The 18709-nt window shown below is 54.1% G+C and carries 11 protein-coding genes; 5 read left to right on the top strand and 6 right to left on the bottom strand.

Annotation, left to right across the window (positions count from 1 at the left end; genetic code table 11):
• The first annotated feature begins 13 nt into the window (after window positions 1-13).
• Together D467_RS0100055 and D467_RS0100050 are read left to right on the top strand one after the other, a co-directional pair.
• Window positions 14-4624 carry an ExeM/NucH family extracellular endonuclease gene (locus D467_RS0100055; protein WP_018915452.1) on the top strand — a complete coding sequence of 1537 codons (4611 nt, stop codon included), beginning with the start codon at window positions 14-16 and terminating at the stop codon, window positions 4622-4624.
• A 212-nt stretch (window positions 4625-4836) separates the two neighbouring features.
• Entirely contained in the window at window positions 4837-6270 is a 1434-nt protein-coding gene (locus tag D467_RS0100050; RefSeq protein WP_018915451.1) for a phosphomannomutase, read from the top strand.
• 126 nt (window positions 6271-6396) lie between these two features.
• Here the strand turns inward: D467_RS0100050 and glyA are convergent, their stop codons facing one another.
• The 3 genes from glyA to D467_RS0100035 form a co-directional block, all read right to left on the bottom strand.
• Entirely contained in the window at window positions 6397-7662 is a 1266-nt protein-coding gene (gene glyA / locus D467_RS0100045; protein WP_018915450.1) for a serine hydroxymethyltransferase, read from the bottom strand.
• A 173-nt stretch (window positions 7663-7835) separates the two neighbouring features.
• Window positions 7836-10406 carry an ABC transporter permease gene (locus tag D467_RS0100040; protein ID WP_018915449.1) on the bottom strand — a complete coding sequence of 857 codons (2571 nt, stop codon included), beginning with the start codon at window positions 10404-10406 and terminating at the stop codon, window positions 7836-7838.
• On the bottom strand, window positions 10403-11218 hold the full coding sequence (locus tag D467_RS0100035) for an ABC transporter ATP-binding protein (RefSeq protein ID WP_026285530.1): 816 nt from the start codon (window positions 11216-11218) through the stop codon (window positions 10403-10405). The genes D467_RS0100040 and D467_RS0100035 overlap by 4 nt, the downstream gene beginning before the upstream one ends.
• Between D467_RS0100035 and D467_RS0100030 the strand changes: the two genes are divergently transcribed.
• From D467_RS0100030 to D467_RS0100020, 3 genes are all read left to right on the top strand, one after another.
• Window positions 11217-11888: an arylesterase gene (locus D467_RS0100030; RefSeq protein WP_018915447.1), complete on the top strand. Its 672-nt coding sequence runs from the start codon at window positions 11217-11219 to the stop codon at window positions 11886-11888. The two genes, D467_RS0100035 and D467_RS0100030, sit on opposite strands and share 2 nt — an antisense overlap.
• 80 nt (window positions 11889-11968) lie before the next feature.
• A complete protein-coding gene (locus D467_RS0100025; RefSeq protein ID WP_018915446.1) occupies window positions 11969-12673 on the top strand; it encodes a transglutaminase-like cysteine peptidase in 705 nt (234 codons plus the stop codon).
• A gap of 61 nt (window positions 12674-12734) precedes the next feature.
• Window positions 12735-14633 (top strand): bifunctional diguanylate cyclase/phosphodiesterase, encoded by a 1899-nt coding sequence (locus D467_RS0100020; RefSeq protein ID WP_026285529.1) that lies wholly within the window; start codon window positions 12735-12737, stop codon window positions 14631-14633.
• A 23-nt stretch (window positions 14634-14656) separates the two neighbouring features.
• Here D467_RS0100020 and D467_RS0100015 read toward each other — a convergent pair whose 3' ends face one another.
• The 3 genes from D467_RS0100015 to D467_RS0100005 form a co-directional block, all read right to left on the bottom strand.
• Window positions 14657-14977 (bottom strand): hypothetical protein, encoded by a 321-nt coding sequence (locus D467_RS0100015; protein WP_018915444.1) that lies wholly within the window; start codon window positions 14975-14977, stop codon window positions 14657-14659.
• Between the two features lie 35 nt (window positions 14978-15012).
• On the bottom strand, window positions 15013-15492 hold the full coding sequence (locus D467_RS0100010; protein ID WP_018915443.1) for a hypothetical protein: 480 nt from the start codon (window positions 15490-15492) through the stop codon (window positions 15013-15015).
• Between the two features lie 97 nt (window positions 15493-15589).
• The gene (locus tag D467_RS0100005; RefSeq protein WP_208596450.1) at window positions 15590-18679 is read right to left on the bottom strand and encodes a type I secretion C-terminal target domain-containing protein; all 3090 of its coding nucleotides are present in this window, start codon (window positions 18677-18679) and stop codon (window positions 15590-15592) included.
• Between the last annotated feature and the right edge of the window lie 30 nt (window positions 18680-18709).

Raw genomic sequence — 18709 nt, 5'->3', positions numbered from 1 at the left:
ACGGAAAATGAGCATGAATAATCAGATCATTGTTAGTTCGTTGTACCAGACGCTGCTGTTACGCCAATCCGATGATCAAGGACAGCGTTACTGGACGGGTTTACTTGATAGCGCTGAGATAGATGTCGAGGGCGTTGCTCGTAACCTGATTGCCAGCGCTGAGTTCAGCGAAGTGATTCAGCCGATCAGTCAGCTATATACCACTTACCTGTTGCGTTCAGCCGATACCGAAGGCCTTACCTACTGGGCCAACATGCTGCGTGAGGGATTGACGCTGCAAGAAGCCACTGAAAGTTTCAAGGCGTCTGCTGAGTTCCAGACGATTGCCTCGCAAAGCGACGATGCCGCCTGGCTGACTCAAGCGTATCAGGGGATATTGGGACGCTCGCCGGAGCCCGCAGGCGCTGATTACTGGCTGGGACTACTTTCCACGGGCGCTTCACGTGAGCAGATTCTACAAGCCATCACAGCTAGTAGCGAAAGCCAGGAGCTGGCCCCGGCCCAAGTGCTGCAAACCCTTATGGGGAATAATGACAGTGCAGCAGGCGTGAGTTTCGATACCTTGCTGGGCGATCTTATTGACCGAATAGAGGATGAAGCAGCCCAACCTGAGCCAGAAACGCCGGAGCAGCCTGAAGAGCCGGAACAGCCCGAAGAACCGGAGCAGCCCGAAGAACCGGAGCAGCCCGAAGAGCCGGAACAGCCCGAAGAGCCGGAACAGAGTAAAACACCCCAGCCCGATTTCCAGCTTGGCGAGCGTTACTACCAGGGTGCATCAGATGCATCCGCGGCCGTTGCCATTGATGAACAGCTAATGTTGGTAGCCGATGACGAAGATCAGACCTTGCGCCTTTATGATCGCGAGGCAGGTGGCCCGCCGCTTTTGGAAATGAATCTGAATGATGCGCTAGGGCTCAGCGATAGCCAGGAAGTAGATCTTGAAGCCGTGGCGACCTACCAGGGTGTCCAGTACTGGCTGGGGTCGCATCAAAGCGGCCAGCGTTCGATGATCTTCAGCACGGAAGTGGCCGGCGACAGCGCTGACACCTTTACTATCAACGTGACTGGCCAGTTTACCGACCTTGCCGAACAGCTAACCAACTGGGATGCCAGCAACGGACACGGGTTAGGCGAAAACGCACTCAAATTGGCCCAGGGGATAAACGTTGAAGGTGCCGTATTCATCGACGATACCCTTTATCTTGGCCTTCGGGCACCGCTAGATGACGGTTTCGCCCAATTGCTACCGGTGACCAATGCTATCGATCTGGTCGATGGAAGCGCGACACAGGCGTCTTTCGGCGAGCCGCTGCGTCTGGACCTTGATGGCCGGGCCGTGCGCGCCATTGAGCAAGCCAGCGATGAGGGGTACCTGATTCTGGCAGGCCCTGTAGACGATAGCGACGACGTTGATTTCGGGCTCTACTTCTGGGACGGCCACCACGCCGTGCGTGAAATTGAGGGGGTTGATCTCAATACCATCCCGGATGCGCTCACCGCGAAACCCGAAGCACTTTTCGATGTGAAAATGAGCGATGCGGGCATTTCGGCCAGCGTGCTTTTTGATAGCGGCACGGTTGACTGGTTTGATGATGGTCGCGCTTCAAAGGATCTCCCGGATAGCCAGCAGCAGTTTATTGGCACCGACATTTCTTTTGCCGCATTGCCGGATATGACACCTCGCCCAGGCGATATAGCGGTAACGGCCGTCAGCGGCAGCGAAAAAGAGTTTCAGTTTGTGGTGTTACACGGTATCGCCGAAGGAGCAGAAATTACCTTCACGGATTCCGGCTGGGCGGGCGATGGTTTCCGGGCCAATGAAGGTGCCGTAAAATGGACAGCGCCTGCTGGCGGTGTTGCCCCGGGCACGGTAATTTCTCACACTCAAAACGCCGACCAGTTTTCGAATGCCAATAGCGCCGCAGTAGGTAACGGCAGTTTCAACCTTGCCGTGGGTGGCGACCAGGTCATCGCGTTTGTGGGCGAAGATACGGCTCCCACGTTTATCTATGCCATTCAAACCAATAGTAGCGAGTGGCAGGAAACGGCGACAAATTCCAATAATTCTGCCCTGCCGCCGGGCCTTGAAAATGGCACGACAGCCATCGCCGTAGGCAGCGCGCGTAATGCGGCCTTTACCGCCGATGGTTATGGCACCGCAGACGCGCTTCTGGCAGCGATTGGCAATCCCGACAACTGGACATTCGACCGCAACGCCCTGCCTGATAATGCAACAACGGCATTTCGTATCGGCACGATGGAAGCCCCGTATGTGCCGGGCGAAAGCGACATTGGCCTGGCCATCACCGAGATCTGGCCAGGCCAAGCGGGGGCGGATATTACCGAAGACTGGTTTGAAATCACCAATCGCTCTGGTGAAACTCTGGACTTTACTGAATCACCGCTCTACTACGATGACGACAGCGCCAACCCGCAAGATGCCGTGCTTATCGAAGGACTCACCACGCTGGCACCGGGCGAATCTGCCATTGTGATCGTCGATGGTGGTATTGATGCCGTGGCACAGTTTCGTGAGGCCTGGAGCAATATCAGTAACATCGATAGCCTTAATATTGGCTTTGCCGACAATGCCGCTGGCCTCGGCAGCGGTGGCGATGCAGTGACTCTCTGGCAAGGCGACCCGCGTATTGATGGCAACAAAGTCGCTTTTGAAGCCTACCCCGACACGTCGGAAAACGACGCCGCTTCGTGGAACGTGGACCGCCAGGCATTCACCCAGGCAGATGAAGAAGGCGCGGCTAGCTCTTCTGCTACAGGGGGTGATAACGGTGACATGCCTGCCCTCGCCTCTCCTGGCGTTGCAATCAAGCCGGAGCCTGAAATTACACTGATATCGACGGTTCAAGGTGAAGGCGGCACCAGCACGCTAGATGGCGAGAACGTCACGCTAGAGGCGATCGTTACCATGGTAACGCCCGGCATGGACGGCTTCTTCTTGCAAGAAGAAGACGAGGATAACGACGATAACCCGCTGACTTCTGAAGGCATCTTTGTTTACACCGGAAGCGGCAGCAGCGCCTGGCTTGAGCAACTCTCGGCTGGCGACCAGATCCGTATTGGTGGCACCGTCTCAGAATTTTATGAAAAGACCCAGCTTACCGCTGACCGCTCCAGCCTCGATATTCTGGCTCGCGAGCAGCCTCTGCCTCAGAGCCAGGTCATCAAGCTGCCTTTTGCCAACAAACAGGGTCTGGAAGCGTTTGAAGGCATGCGTGTTGCTATTGAAGGGCTAAATGGCGAGCCGTTAGTGGTTACTGAGCTTTATGAGCTAGGCCGTTATGGTGAGGTAACCCTCTCTGCCAACGGCCGCCTGGAGCAGTTTACCGAGGTCAATACGCCGAGTGTGGAAGGTTATAGCGCTTGGCTCGAGGATGCAGAAGCCCGCACAATCAAGATCGATGACGCCAACTCGTCGCAAAACCCGGACCCGATTATCTATGGTCGTAACGGTGAAGAGCTCTCTGCTACCAATCCTCTACGTGGGGGCGATATGCTGGACACCCTGGAGGGTGTACTGGACTTCAGCCATGGGGAGTGGAAAGTACAAAACGTCGATGGCCTGGATTTCTACGGCCCCGACCGCCCAGCCACTCCGGATACCGATGCTTTGGGCGATGCTGGAATCAAGGTGGCGTCATTCAACGTACTTAACTATTTCAATACGCTGGATGAGAACGGCAATAAAACAACCACCCTTGACGGCACTGTGCATTCACCGCGTGGCGCCAACAATGCTGAAGAATTTGGCCGGCAGGAAGCCAAGATCGTTAACGCCATCAATACCAGCGGTGCCGATGTCGTGGGCCTGATGGAAGTTGAAAACAATGGCTTCGGGGAAGACAGTGCCATTGCGGCCCTTGTTAATGCCTTGAATGCCGATGCTCAGCAAAAAGGCCTTGATGGCGTGACATGGGCCTACAGCATACCCAAGGATGCGGAAGGTAATATCGTAAGCCCGGGTAGTGACGCCATCACCGTTGGCGTGATCTACAACAGCCAAGCAGTGACACCCGCCGGTGACGCGGCCACCAAGACCGACGGCGCGTTTGCCTATGGCAACCGCCCCCCGGTCATGCAAACCTTCACCGACGATAACGGCGAGCAGTTCTCCGTGGTCGTCAACCACTTCAAGTCAAAGGGCAGTGTGATCAATGGCGAAAACGCCATTGGGGATGGTCAAGGCAACAACAACCCGACGCGCGTTGAGGCAGCCAAGGAGCTCCTTGAATGGCTGGAAAGTAACCCAACAGGCAGTAACGATCAAGACGTACTCATCTTGGGCGACTTGAACGCTTATGCCATGGAAGACCCCATTACGGCTCTGAAAGAAGCGGGGTTTGAGCTGCTGGATGACGATTACAGCTACGTCTTTGATGGCTTCTGGGGGTCGCTGGATCATGCGTTGGCAAGCGAATCGCTGGCCCAGCAGGTCACCGGCACGACGACTTGGCATATCAATGCAGATGAAGCGACCGCGCTGGATTACAACACCGAGTACACGACTGAGCGCCAAGTTGAAAACTTGTACGCGCCGGACCCGTTCCGCAGCTCTGATCACGACCCTATTTTGGTGGGTTTAAACCTAACTGCTGCAGAGGTCTAAACCGTCCTTGGAACCTAAAAAGTACTTGGCATCCAAACAGTACTGAAACGTCAGTTATCAATGGCCTTCGCTTGCGGAGGCCATTTTTTTAAGCCTCGAATAACTCCCCGAACACAGGTAATCCGTGGTCCCGGCTTTACAGCGTGTTAAATTCATTGCATAAACTTATACGCTTACTACTTCACACCTGCCTTTAACCTTGGAGAAACACGTTGAGCTCAACACGTTTAGCAGCGGCCATTATTGCTGACAGCGGCATCGCCTTCGGTACCAGCGGCGCACGGGGGCTGGTAGAGCAGTTTACTGACGAAGTATGTGCCGCATTTAGCGTGGCGTTTATTTCCGCCATGCAGTCGAGCTTTGACGTAAAACGGATTGCAATCGGTATGGACCGCCGCCCCAGCAGTCCAGCCATGGTAGCGGCGTGTACTGGCGCCGCCCACGCCATGGGTATCAAGGTTGATGACTATGGCGTACTGCCTACTCCTGCGCTTGCGCTGCAGGCCATGGCAGACGGTATTCCCTGCATAATGATTACCGGCAGTCATATCCCCTTTGATCGTAATGGGATTAAGTTCTACCGTCCTGATGGCGAAATTACCAAGCAGGACGAAAACGCAATCTTAACCTCTACTGCGCAGATGCCAGCAGAGGTGCTTCCGGTACGCAATGACGTTTCTGATGTAGCCAACGAGACATACGCCCGACACTTTACCTCGTGGTTTACCGGCGAGCCGCTAAAAGGCTGGCGCGTAGGGCTATATCAACATTCTGCTGCCGGGCGTGATTTAAATGCCCATATATTCACTGAGCTGGGCGCCGATGTCGTTGTACTCGGCCGTAGCGAAACCTTTGTTCCAGTGGATACTGAAGCAGTCAGCGAAGAAGATCAGGCAAAGGGCCGTGCATGGGCAAAACAGCACCAGCTGCATGCCCTATTCTCCACTGATGGTGATGGCGACAGGCCACTGGTGGGCGATGAGACAGGTACCTGGCAGCGGGGTGATGTGGTGGGCTTACTATGCGCTCGAGCGTTGGGAATTGAAGCGCTTGCGGTTCCGGTAAGCTGTAACACAGCTATCGAGGCATGCGGTGCGTTTAAACAAGTTGAGCGGACCCGCATTGGTTCACCCTATGTATTAGCCAGTATGGCAACGCTCAACAAGCAGTTTGATCGCGTCGCGGGCTTTGAGGCAAATGGCGGTTTCTTACTGGGCAGTGAGTTGAAGGCTGATAATCGTGAGCTGGCGGCACTGCCGACCCGCGATGCCCTTTTACCCGCACTGACCTTGATGATAACAGCGGCCCAACGGGGTATCAGACTGTCACAGCTATTTAGCGATCTTCCATTGCGATACACCGCCAGCGACCGGCTCAAGGATTTTCCTACCCAACAGAGCACGTCCCTGTTAGCCAAATGGCAAGCAGCTCCTGAAAATATGCAGGAAGCCTTAGAGTTAGCGTCGCCGATTAAAGAGGTGAACACTATTGATGGCTTACGCGCGACGCTGGAAAATAGCGATATCGTGCATTTGCGCCCCTCCGGCAATGCCCCGGAACTGCGCTGCTACTGTGAGTCTGACTCACAGGGGCAAGCATCTGCCCTGGTTCAGAAAAGCTTGGCTAGCCTCGCGGCACTCGCTTAGGTTAATAGCTTTTCAGTTTTAAAAGCTTGAGCTTAAAAAGCAAAACGCGGGAGACCCTTTGGGGCCTCCCGCGCGTTGCGGCTGTCCATAGCCGGAGAACTATTTATCCAGTATAGCGATTACTAATTACTTATAAACCGGGAAACGGCCACAAACCTCGGCCACTTTCTCTGCCACTTGCGCTTCAATGGCGCTGGTGTCTTCGCCTTTGGCCAGCACATCCAGAATGTCACTGATCCAACCTGCCAGCTGACGGCACTCTTCTTCACCGAAACCACGTGTAGTTACCGCTGGCGTACCGATACGCAGACCTGACGTGACAAACGGGCTTTGCGGGTCGTTAGGCACGGCGTTTTTGTTAACGGTGATATGCGCACGGCCTAGTGCCGCATCAGCATCTTTACCGGTCACGCCCTGCTTGATTAACGAGAGCAGGAACAGGTGGTCTTCGGTGCCGCCGGAAACGATATCAAAACCGCGGTCCATAAACACGCCCGCCATTACCTTGGCATTTTTAACGACCTGCTGCTGGTAAGCTTTAAATTCGGGCGCCATGGCTTCTTTGAAGCAGACCGCTTTTGCCGCAATCGCATGCATCAACGGGCCGCCCTGGCCACCGGGGAATACGGCAGACTGCAGCTTTTTCTCGATGTCGGCATCATTTTCAGCCGACAAAATCACGCCACTACGCGGACCGCGCAGCGTCTTATGGGTCGTTGAGGTAACAACGTGGGCATGCGGCAAGGGGCTTGGGTAAACGCCTGCCGCGACCAGACCCGCTACGTGGGCCATATCCACCAGCAGGTAAGCGCCTACTTCGTCGGCAATTTCGCGGAATTTAGCCCAATCGACAATTTGCGAGTAGGCAGAGAAGCCGGCAATAATCATTTTCGGCTTGTGCTCACGGGCAAGCTCAGCCACTTGATCATAATCAATCAGGCCTTGCTCGTTTAAGCCGTACTGAACCGCATTGTACTGCTTGCCGGAGAAGCTTGGTTTGGCACCATGGGTCAAGTGACCGCCGGCGTCCAGGCTCATACCTAAAATGGTGTCGCCCGGCTTAACCAGCGCTAAAAATACCGCGCTGTTGGCCTGAGAACCAGAGTGCGGCTGCACGTTAACGTAGGTTGCGCCGAACAGCTCTTTTGCGTAGTCAATCGCGAGGTTTTCAGCGATATCGACAAACTCGCAGCCGCCATAGTAGCGCTTGCCAGGATAGCCTTCAGCGTATTTGTTGGTCAGCTGGCTGCCTTGCGCTTCCATTACGCGTGGACTTGCGTAGTTTTCGGAAGCAATTAACTCAATGTGAGCTTCTTGGCGAGCCACTTCTTTCTGCATGGCATCAAACAGCGCATCATCAAATCCGGCAATTGTCATATCGCGGCTGAACATTGGCGGGAAACCTCGTAGATAAGGATCATTCATGAAAGCAATCAGGCCGCTATCATAACGCAGCCGGACGCGACTTTCATCGCATCCGCGTCAGGTACTGCATGAATGCCGCTCATGACGGGTCAAACGCAAAAACGCTGGGCTGAAGAAGTTAACTTCAGCCAGCGATTTATCTAGGCTTCCCCTAACAAACCTAAACTGGCCGCAGGTGCTTGGCGGCGTAACCCGCGTGAGAGCGTATGGCCGATGATGCCGATCAACAGCGCGCCTCCAAACGGTAACGCCAGCCATAAGGTGATGTGCAGTCGCGGCGTTAAGTCGAGCCAGTAAATGTAGAGTGCGGCGGTTGCCACTTCAGCAAGTGCGGCCCCCATTAAGCCGCTGGTAAAGCCAAGCAGTGCGTATTCTGCGCCTTGAATACGAGAAATCATGCGATTACCCGCACCAAAGACACGCAACAAGCCACTTTCATGGGCACGAATGGGCTGGCTTGCGGTTAAAGCAGCGTAAAGCACGCTGATTCCGGCGAGCAGAACTAGCATCAGTACAAGCTCTATTGCCCGCGTCACTTGGGCGAGCACATCCCGCACCTGGCCTAAAATCGCATCGACGTTGAGTAACGATACCCCTGGAAAATCACTCACCAGTTGGCGTATTAGCCCTTGCTCCTCATCGGGTAAATGGAAGGCGGTGATATAGCTATGGCCAAACTGTTCCAACACGCCGGGTGGGAAAATCACAAAGAAGTTAGGCTTGAAGCTGTCCCAGTTAAGACTGCGCAAGCTGGTAATGCGCGTTGTTAGTTCATCGCCACCTATGGAGAAGGTTAAGGTATCGTTGAGCGATAGTCCTAATCGACTCGCCAGCTCCTCTTCCATGGAAATAGGCACTATATCAGGCTGCGGGGTGGCATCCACGGCGTTCAACCAGCCTTGCGGCTCAGCAGGCACGCTTTGCTGGCGTGTAAACCATTCTCCGGCGACTACCTGATTGCCTTCCGGCAGCTCGGCCTGCCAGGTAAGGTTGAGTTCACGTCTCAGTGAACCGTCGCCTCTGGCATCTTCTGGTACGGCCTCCATTGGCGCCTGATCGTTTATCGCCGTAATCCGCCCGCGTACCATCGGGTAAAGCGTGCTTTGCGTATCCACGCGTGGAGCCACGGCCTGCTCAAATGGGTCGCGCTCAGCGGGCTGGATATTAATCGCAAAGTAATTGGGTGTATCGTCAGGCAGTTGAGACTGCCAGGTCGAAAGAAGATCACCCCGCACCAGCACAATCATTGCCATGGCAAAAAACGTCACCGAAAATGCCAATAGCTGACCGACACCCGCTTGGCGGCGACGCGCTAATTGACGCGCGCCCAAACGAAGCGCCTGCGACCACTCACCCACACCGGCTAACTTTTTGACGCCATGCAAAATACCGTTAAGCAGCAGCGCACTGACGCCCCACAGCACTGTCAGCAGCACACCGCCGCTCAATAATAGCGCGACTGCTAAGGGCAAGCTGCCCGAGTAAAGCCATAGCAGGCCGCCAAATACGCTAGCTGCCACGCCCGCTACAAGCCAAGCCGAAGGTGGCAAGGGGTCCAGCTCACGGCGCAACACTTTAAGTGCGCTAACCCGCTTAATACGTAAAAGGGTCGGCCCGGCAAACCCCACCAGTACCGCCAGTGCGGTTAATATCCCTAACCAGAGTGGCGTTACTCCTGGCGGTGGCAGCGTCATGGGTAAAAAGCTAACCAAAAGGCGCAGTAGAATTGCCTGACCGGCTAAGCCCAATAACGCGCCAATCACCGACGCTACCAAGGCAAGGCCGATCAATTGAAGGCTAAACAGCACCATAAGCTGCTGTTGACTCGCGCCAAAGCAGCGTAGCAACGCGGCTGTATCCAGATGGCGCTCGACATAACGCCGCGCCGACATGGCCACCGCGACGCCAGCCAGTAAAACGGCCGCCAGCCCCGCTAGCCCAAGGTAGCGGTCGGCCCGCTGTAACGCATTACCCAGCTGTGGCCGGTCCACGCGTACGTCGCGAACGTCAACACCTGCGCGACGCAGTTCCGCCAACAGGCCTTGCACTTGATCCAGCGCTTGCGGCGGACCTGCCGCCAGTAGTTCAAACTCGACTCGAGAGCCCTCCTGCACAAGCCCCGTGGCCTCCAGATCTGCCGTATTGAGCATCAAGCGGGGATTAAAATTACCAAACCCGCCGGATTGGTCAGCTTCCCGCTCAACAATACCGCTAACCGTTAACTCGGTTTGACCAACCTGAACACGGTCGCCCAGCTCTATTTCAATCAGCTGGGCCAAGCGCGGGTCGACCCATGCCTCGCCTGCCAAGGGGCCGCGTTCAAAAGGTTCGGCGCCATTGCCTACATCCACATAAGAAACGCCATAATGCGGGTAAGCATCATCGACCGCTTTAAGACTTGCAGGTTGGAAGCGCTCGCCAAGGCTGATCATAGAGACCAGATCGACCTGATCACTTAGCGCAAAACCAGCCGCCTGCAAGGTATTGCGCAGCTCGTCTGAAAAGGGGCTTCGCTGTTCAAGGACTAAATCCCCTCCCAGCATTTGCCCTGCCTGGCGTTCAAGACCACGCTCCAGACGATCGAGAAAAAAGGCAATCATGGTGGAAGCGGCCACGGCGAGCACCAACGCGACAAAGAGCGCACGCACATCGGCAGAGCGCAAATCACGCTTTAAACTTCTTGCGGCTAATCGCCAGGGAACATCACTCATTGCCCGCCTCCCACCGTATTGGGATCCAGGGGCAAAAGCTGGCCCTGATCGAGTCGCAGGCAACGATCACAGCGGCGTGCCAGAGCATGGTCATGGGTGACCAGAATAAGCGTTGTGCCAGCCTCCCGGTTGAGTGTGAACAGCAAATCAATAATCTGAGCGCCGGTGTCGGGATCCAGATTACCGGTCGGCTCATCAGCAAACACCAGTTCAGGGTCGGTAACAAACGCTCGGGCAATAGCTACCCGCTGCTGCTCACCGCCGGATAGCTGCTTGGGCAGATGATCCACTCGTTCCCCCAGGCCTACCTTATCCAACCAGGCCTGCGCAGTGTGGTCTTCTCCTGCACGTGGGGAAAGCTCAAGTGGCAATAATACGTTTTCCAGGGCGCTTAGCGTAGGCAGCAGCTGGAAATTCTGGAAGACAAAGCCTACCCGCCCGGCTCTTAATGCGGCACGGCCATCTTCATCCAACCGGCTAAGTGGTTGACCGAACAGTCGGAGTTCGCCATCACTGGGCGTATCCAGACCGGCCAACAGGCCCAGCAGGGTTGATTTACCCGCCCCGCTTTTACCCAATATTGCAACGCTCTCGCCCGCCGCTACGCTTAACGACAGCTGATTTAAAATAGCGAGCTTACGCTCACCGCTGGTAACCGTTTTGGTTAGCTTCTCTGCCTGTAGAACAGGCCGGCTCACGGGAGTCGCGGGAACCTTGCCGCTTATTGGAGAGTCGGTGTTGGGTTGGCTAACCGCTTGCGGCGAGGTGCCAGCGGTGGAAGACTGTGTAGATTGATCCGAGGAGTGAGGCATGAAGCAAAGCATCCCTGTGGCATGGCATAAACTTAACCGCATGGTAACCGGCGGACTGGTGGTTCTGATAGTCACCTTAAGCGCCCCAACTATCAACGCAAACGAGCGCCCAACCGTATTGGTCATGGGCGACAGCTTGAGCGCAGCTTACGGCCTGGAGAATGACCAAGGGTGGGTAACGCTTTTAGAAAAGCGTCTGAGCGACCAAGCAACGGTGGCCAATGCCAGTATCAGCGGTGAAACCACCTCCGGCGGCTTGCAGCGGTTTAGCGATATTCTAACCAAGCAACAGCCTGATATTGTCTTGCTGGAGCTGGGTGGTAACGATGGCCTACGAGGTCTTGCGCCCACTCAGATGCGCGACAATCTAGCCAGCATGATTGAGCAAAGCCAGGAAGCCGATGCCCAAGTTCTCTTGCTGGGAATTGATATTCCTCCCAACTACGGCCAGGCCTACCGGGATGCGTTTACCGGCGTTTACTATTCCCTGGCAGAAGAGTATGACGTGCCGCTGGTACCCTTTTTATTGGAAGATATCGCGCTTAATCAGGCGCTCATGCAAAGCGATGGGATCCACCCAACCGCCGATGCTCAGCCGATTATTTTAGATAACGTGTGGCCTGAGCTTGAACCGCTTCTGGATAATGCCTATCAGGTATCAGCGGAGTAGTCATTTATCATTAAGCAAATGTAGAACTTAGCCGCGGCAGCTTGTAGTCTTAGCACACCCTTTTGTGATGACGGCGACTCATGCCCGCGCCTTTTAATCCTTCCCCTTTCAAGCTTTCCCGCCGACAGTTCCTGGCAACTGCTGGCGCTTTGCTATTGGGCGCTGGTTTAGGCATTCACCCAACGCCTGCGGCGGCATTTGACCCCCAACGCTTACGTCAAAGCATGCAGCAAGCTTATGGGCAGTCAGGCCTTGCTGTGCTTGAGGAATGGTTTGCCATGTTGGAGCGCCTACGCGGCCAGGATGTCCAAATGCAGCTGCGTGAGGTCAACGATTTCTTTAACCGACGCATCCGTTGGGTTGACGATATGGTGGTGTGGGGAGAAGAGGACTATTGGGCAACTCCTCTTGAAGCAATGGGCAATGGCCGTGGAGACTGCGAGGATTACTCCATTGCCAAATATATAACGCTCAAGCAACTCGGCGTGCCGGGCGAACGGCTGCGAATGATCTATGTACGTGCCCGTATTGGACGCAGCCAGATCACCCAAGCCCACATGGTGTTAGGTTACTATTCGACGCCTAATGCCGAACCGCTGGTACTGGATAACATTGCGCCATCTATCACCCCCGCCTCGCAGCGTACCGACCTTGACCCACTCTTCAGTTTTAACAGCGAAGGATTATGGGCAGGCGGCTCGTCTGAGTCACGTGCCGACCCCTTGGCAAGACTGTCGCGCTGGCGGGGTGTACTTGAGCGCATGCAATCACAAGGCTTCATCTAATAAGGATTAAGGCACTATGTCTTTAGGCACTCAATCATCAGAAAAGAAGTCATTAGGTACCATGTCACTGATCAAACAGCTCTGGCTTGCAATTATTGTCCTGCTATTGCTGTCATTTATCGGTAGCTTAGCGGTCAGCATTACCTCCAGCCGCGACTATATCGAGCAGGAAGTACGCATTAAAAACTCAGACAACGCCACCGCTCTTGCGCTCTCCATGAGCCAGCTTGATAAAGACACGGTTATCTTGGAGCTACTGGTTGCTGCACAATTTGATACCGGCTACTACCGGCGGATCACCTTACGCGATACCGACAACAGCGTATTGATTGAGCGCTCAGCGGAAAGCTACCAGGGCAGCGTGCCGCAGTGGTTTCGACAGTTAATTGACTTTGATGTGCCCAGCGGCGTAGCAACCGTTCAAGACGGCTGGCGTCAGTTTGGTACGCTGGAACTTGAGAGCCAACATAGCTTTGCCTATGACGCGCTATGGCGCAGCACATTAGAGTTAGCAGGCTGGTTTCTCCTCGCCGGAGCTATTAGCTTGGCACTGGCGATGGCTATTGTACGTGGCATTCAGCGCCCGCTTAACCGCGTGGTAGCTCAAGCTCAGGATATTAGTGCGCAGCGCTTTACCACCATCAGTGAACCCCGCACCTTGGAATTACGCTACCTTGCCCAGGCCATGAACCAGCTGTCTGCCAACGTACGCCAAATGCTCAACAGTGAAAGCCAGAAGCTCGATGAACTGCGCCGCCGCTTGCAGCATGATCCTGTCACTGATGCGCTAAGCCGTGATGTCTTTATGGGCAGATTAAGTGCCTTATTGGAAAGCGATGAAGCACGTGCCAGCGGCTTGATGATAATGGTACGCGTCAGTGAGCTGGACAAGCTCAATGAGCGTTTAGGCCATCAGGCAACCGACCATTTACTACGCACGTTGGTAATGCAGCTGGCGGCGCTGGACACAACAAGTGAAGCGCCGCTGATTGGCCGTTTAAACGGTAGCGACTTTGCCTTACTCCTTCCGTTGGCAGACGATGTTGAAGCCTTAAAGACAGCTCTGCAGCAAGCGCTAAATAACACAGCAGCACTGGCAAATGATGTAGGCTTACCCGCCGCTATTACACCCTACTCTGCTAACGACCAGCGTGGCCTTTTGTTAGCAGCCCTGGATGATGCCTTGGCCGAAGCGGAAAGTGACAGCGCTTATCACCGCATTGTCATTCGACATCATCAACGCCACGCCCTATTCAATACCCACGCGGAGTGGCGCAGAGCCCTGGATAACGCCATCATACAAGGCCCACAGCTAGCTTATTTCCCGGTAGTCGATGCCCAGAACCAGGTGCTTCATTATGAGTGTCCGGCCCGGTTAGCGTTAGGCGAACAGTGGCAGACCGCTGGTGTTTTTATCCCCTGGGTAACACGGTTTGAATTAGAACCCAGACTTGATCTGGCTGTGGTGAAGGCCGCACTGGCCCAGCTGGAAGACAACAGCGAACAGCGCTTAGGCATCAACCTCTCGATTGCCTCCATCACCAATGCGCAGTTTGTTACTGAGCTGCGGTCACTGCTTGAAGGCGCTCCTATACTGGCGGCCAAGCTTTGTTTTGAAGTGCCGGCGACGTTAAATGCATCGGCATTATCCGGATTACGTGGGCTATGTAATACCTTGCGCCCCCTGGGCTGCCAGTTCGGCATCGAGCATGTGGGCGCAGACTTTACCAAACTCGCTGACCTGCACGATGTGGGGCTGTCTTATCTAAAAATAGACAGCAGCTTGATTCGTGGGTTGGATACTTCCCACGAGCAACAAACCATCGTGCGCGGGATGGCGACACTGTGCCATTCGCTGGGTATTCAGGTAATTGCCGAAGGTGTCACTGAGCCGCAGGAGTTAATGTACGCCTTCTTAAGTGGTATGGATGGCGTTACCGGCCCAGGCGTGCGTCTTTAATTTTCTGAATTAGCGGCGGCGACCTAGATCGTGTCGTCGTCGCTTAACAGGCCTACCCCACTCTTTGCGCGTAGCGACTTACGCTCCATGATTTTTTGCTGGGCAGGAATGGGCAGATCCGTAAACGAGATAATCCCCTTTTCTAGCAGCACTGCAAGAATGTCTTCCACGACGCGTACAAATGCCAGGTCAGAAGCCACAAATTGCGCAGACTGACCACTTTGCGTGGCCAAAAAAGCCATCACCTCCGGCGAATCAGGCGATAGAGTTTCACTGCACTCAGGCGTCGGCTCCTTACTGAGCATGACAACCTCACCTTGGGCGTTACGTTTGATATAGAACATAGTGTCTTTGCAGGGCGGGGATAGACACTCAATACTTACGACTGTCTTGCCGCTCGTTCCTGCTTCTCCTTCGTTAAGTTCTTTAAATAGCCTTCATAGGTCTCGTTATGCGTAATCGCCCGTGCTTGTTTGCCGACATTACATGCCCATTGATTACCACCTGTGAGCATCGCAGCCTGAGTAATTAAATCAATATAGGAAGATCGCAGAATAAAGGCGATACTTGTTTCATAATCTCCTCCCTCTCTTTCCATCTCTGTTGCAATCTGCCAGTTGGAAATAGCATTCATCAGCACCGAGTTCAGATGCTCGAAATGCTTTCTGTAAAACACGTTGCGAGGCAGCCGGATCAGCAAGTCGAAAAAGAGCTTATTGATGCTATCGTCATTAAGCTCTTTATCTCTGTCGATCAGATCATCCCATTTGTGCGCTACGTCACAGATCATTTCAATGAATTCAACGGCGGATTTATCGCCTTTCATCCAGCGTAATAACTGTTCATCGTCGAAATACATGTTGCAAGCTTTCCTCAGCATTAGCGTAAGCATCCTGAAGGGGCGAAAGCTCCACCCGTTAAAAACAGGTGGAGCTTCGTTACACTACGATGTCATATCAGAGATCAATCTTGAGCTGCCCGTCGTTCAACATGCTCTGGATGAAGTCTGATGAGCTGCTCCCTTGTGGCATCTCGACATCCTTGAGCACGATCCGCTGGTCGGCATTGTCACCACCGGCTTTCAAGCCACCATCTGACTTGATATGCAGCACCGTATCGCTGCCCTGTTGCTCAGCATATATGTACTGATCGATATTGCCGCTGTCTTCTCCTTGCAATAAATCAGCCAGATCCAGGCGGTCGGCAGAATCACTGCCGGTAAAGCGCCCCACGTGGAAATCCATGACTTGGTCGACAGCGGGTGCCTGGAGCGAACCTTGGTCGCCACTTTCCCAGACGAAGGTATTGGCACCAGTGCCGCCGTACATGATGTCATTACCAGTTCCACCGATCAGCGTATCGTTGCCGCCCATGCCAAAGAGAATGTCATCACCCTCGCCACCGATGAGAATATCATTACCCCCGCTGGCTCCGCCCAAACGGCCAAACTCCTCATGATTTTCGGTAATGTATTCATGAATCTGCTGTGCTGATAGCGCGTTAGGATCTTTAATACCCAACTTATCAGCAATGTAAGCCTTCATGGCCGGCAAACCGTTTCCTTCGATACCAGCGAACTTGACCTGATCACCAAAGAGAATGTCATTCCCTTCGCCGCCCTTAATGACATCGTCGCCCGATGGCAGCGTAGTGTTCTGGCCTAGAATGGCATCAGCCAAATCTTCAGGGTCAATGTTCGCCTGCACGATGCCGTCAGAATCAAACTGGCTCAGTAGGGTTTCGTTGAGGCTTGGCCCGATACCGATAGCATTGATGTCGGACAGTCCATCCAGCAGCGCAAATGCAGCTTTCGAGCTGGTAAGCACGTCCTGAGTCGTACTGCTGCCGTTGCCCCCTAAATCGGAGACCTCATACCCGCCCTTGCCATCCGCCATGACGGAGCCAATGACCGTACTGCTCCAGCTACCGCCACCGCAACCCGAACTATAGTTCCACTGTTTGACGGCGCCATCTTTGTCGATAACTTCGCGTGTCGTACCGTCGATATTGGCATAAACCGACTGTCCAGGCTGATAATGAATTACATCCAGATCTATTGTCCACTTCCTGCTGCTCTTGGATCCAATGACAGGTTTCGTGGTCTCGTTTTGCTGATAGAACGTGGGCGCACCATCGGTAATGAAATACGTCAGATTAGTGCCCGGGTTACCTTGAACCTGATCACCATGGAACCAGTTGGCGGTCGTCTTGAAGACGTCTTCGTAATTGGTTCCCTTATCACGCACGTACTTCATGCCATCAAGAGCCGCCTGCAGTTTTGTCAACGCCCCTGCATCCTTCAGATCGACGCTTACGGTCTTACCCACCTGCGTATTGAAGTCTGTCAGGAAGATGTTGACCTTACCTGCATCATCGCCAATGGCACTGTTTTTTAATGCCTTGAAAACTTCTGCCAGAGAAGCCTTGGCATCTTCAATGCCTTTGACACCCATGCTGCTTGAGGTATCAACCATAAAGGCAATATTGTAGTCCGACCCTGGCACGAGCTGTAAACCAGCCACGTCACCGATGATAATATCGTTGCCACTGCTACCTTCGATTCCGTCATTGCCCGGCGAGCCGACGATGATATTGTACTGCTCAATGCCCGTGGTCGCCGTGCTGGTTGCTGTATCGATGACGATCGGCGTACCGTCATCATTGAAGCCCAAAACTTCTTTCGATGTTGCACTTGCCACCACATCGAACGCACCGGCACTAAGCGGTATTTCCATCCGCAAGCCCAGATCGGTGAGATTCTGACCATCTGGGTTGCTGATGAACCAAGAGCCATCGCTCTGCTTGATGACCTCAGCGCCTGTCTGGCTGGTTACGATGACACCCTCGGGTATACCCGTTAGCGTGATGCCCGATAACAACTCGCTGCCATCAATATCCACAAGCTTCGCAGATACATCCAGCTCAACGATGTCGAAACCCTCTTGGGCAATCGTGGTCGTCGCATCAATCGGCATCATGGTATGCCCATCACCAAAAATGAGACCCTTGATGTTGTTAACGACAATCGTATGCCCAGTTGACAAGTCAGTGATACTTCCATCGTAGCCAGAGTTTTGATGCTCCTCACCCAACGCTACGGAATAGCTGCTATACGGCTTACTCAAGAAAACATAATCCTTGTCTTGCCCGTTGATAGAGTTAACAGGCTGGTTTCCTCTTACCAGCTTGTTAAAGTCACCTATCAAAGCAATTACATCAGCACCATGCGTATTATTGGCACTTCCAGGATTCAAGTTTCCATCGCTAAACGGAGGCTTGATAATCTTGCCATCAATCCCCGTCGCGGCAATATCTCCTCCCCGGATATCAATCGTGACATTGCCGTGTTTAACGGTAATAGCTGTTTCGCGCTCGGATGCTACCGTTTCCCCTAGCGTAATAGATACTTCAGGCGCATCCGCAACGGGCTTGATATCAATAGTAAGCGTTGCCTCTTTACCCTCGTTGCGCGCGTCCGTAGGTATAAAGCTGAACTGCGCATAGTCAGCCTGTTGATTACCCACACCATCGCCACCATAACCGTCGAAGCCGGATTCATTAGCTGCTGGCATAAAGCGCAGCTCGCCTGCATCGATTTGGGCTTTAGTGAAGTGGCTATTTTCTTCAACACTCTGCCAACTTCCATCGGCAGCTTTGTATTGCAATGCTCCTGCTTCAGGCAACCGGGTGATGGTTACTCCCAGCTCTTCATCAGCAGAATCTGCGTCTGAAATTTTAAAGGCATCCCACGTAATCGCCAGAGACGTATCTTCTTTGCCTACCAGCTGTCCATCTTCAGCTACTGGGGCCAAGTCGATCGTGCCGGTGTCGGTAGCCGTCGCAGTGTTGCCGGCCGGGTCGGTGACCGTAGCGGTCACGCTGATCGCCGTATCGGTGGCATCCAGGTCGGTGACCGTGACCACCAGACCAGCGGTCAGCATGTCCTGGGTAACGGCGCCGTTGAACAGCTCGTTGCCTTTGCCGTCAGTGACCACCAGGGTGTCGCCCACTTGGGTGCCTTCACCTAGGGTGACCGTGGCGTTCACGCCGTTATCGATTTCGTCAGCGCTGTAGAT

The sequence above is a fragment of the Vreelandella zhanjiangensis DSM 21076 genome (genome assembly GCF_000377665.1).
Lineage (GTDB): Bacteria > Pseudomonadota > Gammaproteobacteria > Pseudomonadales > Halomonadaceae > Vreelandella > Vreelandella zhanjiangensis.
Note: the sequence above shows the minus strand (reverse complement) of the source record. Positions and strands in the feature narration are given on the sequence as shown.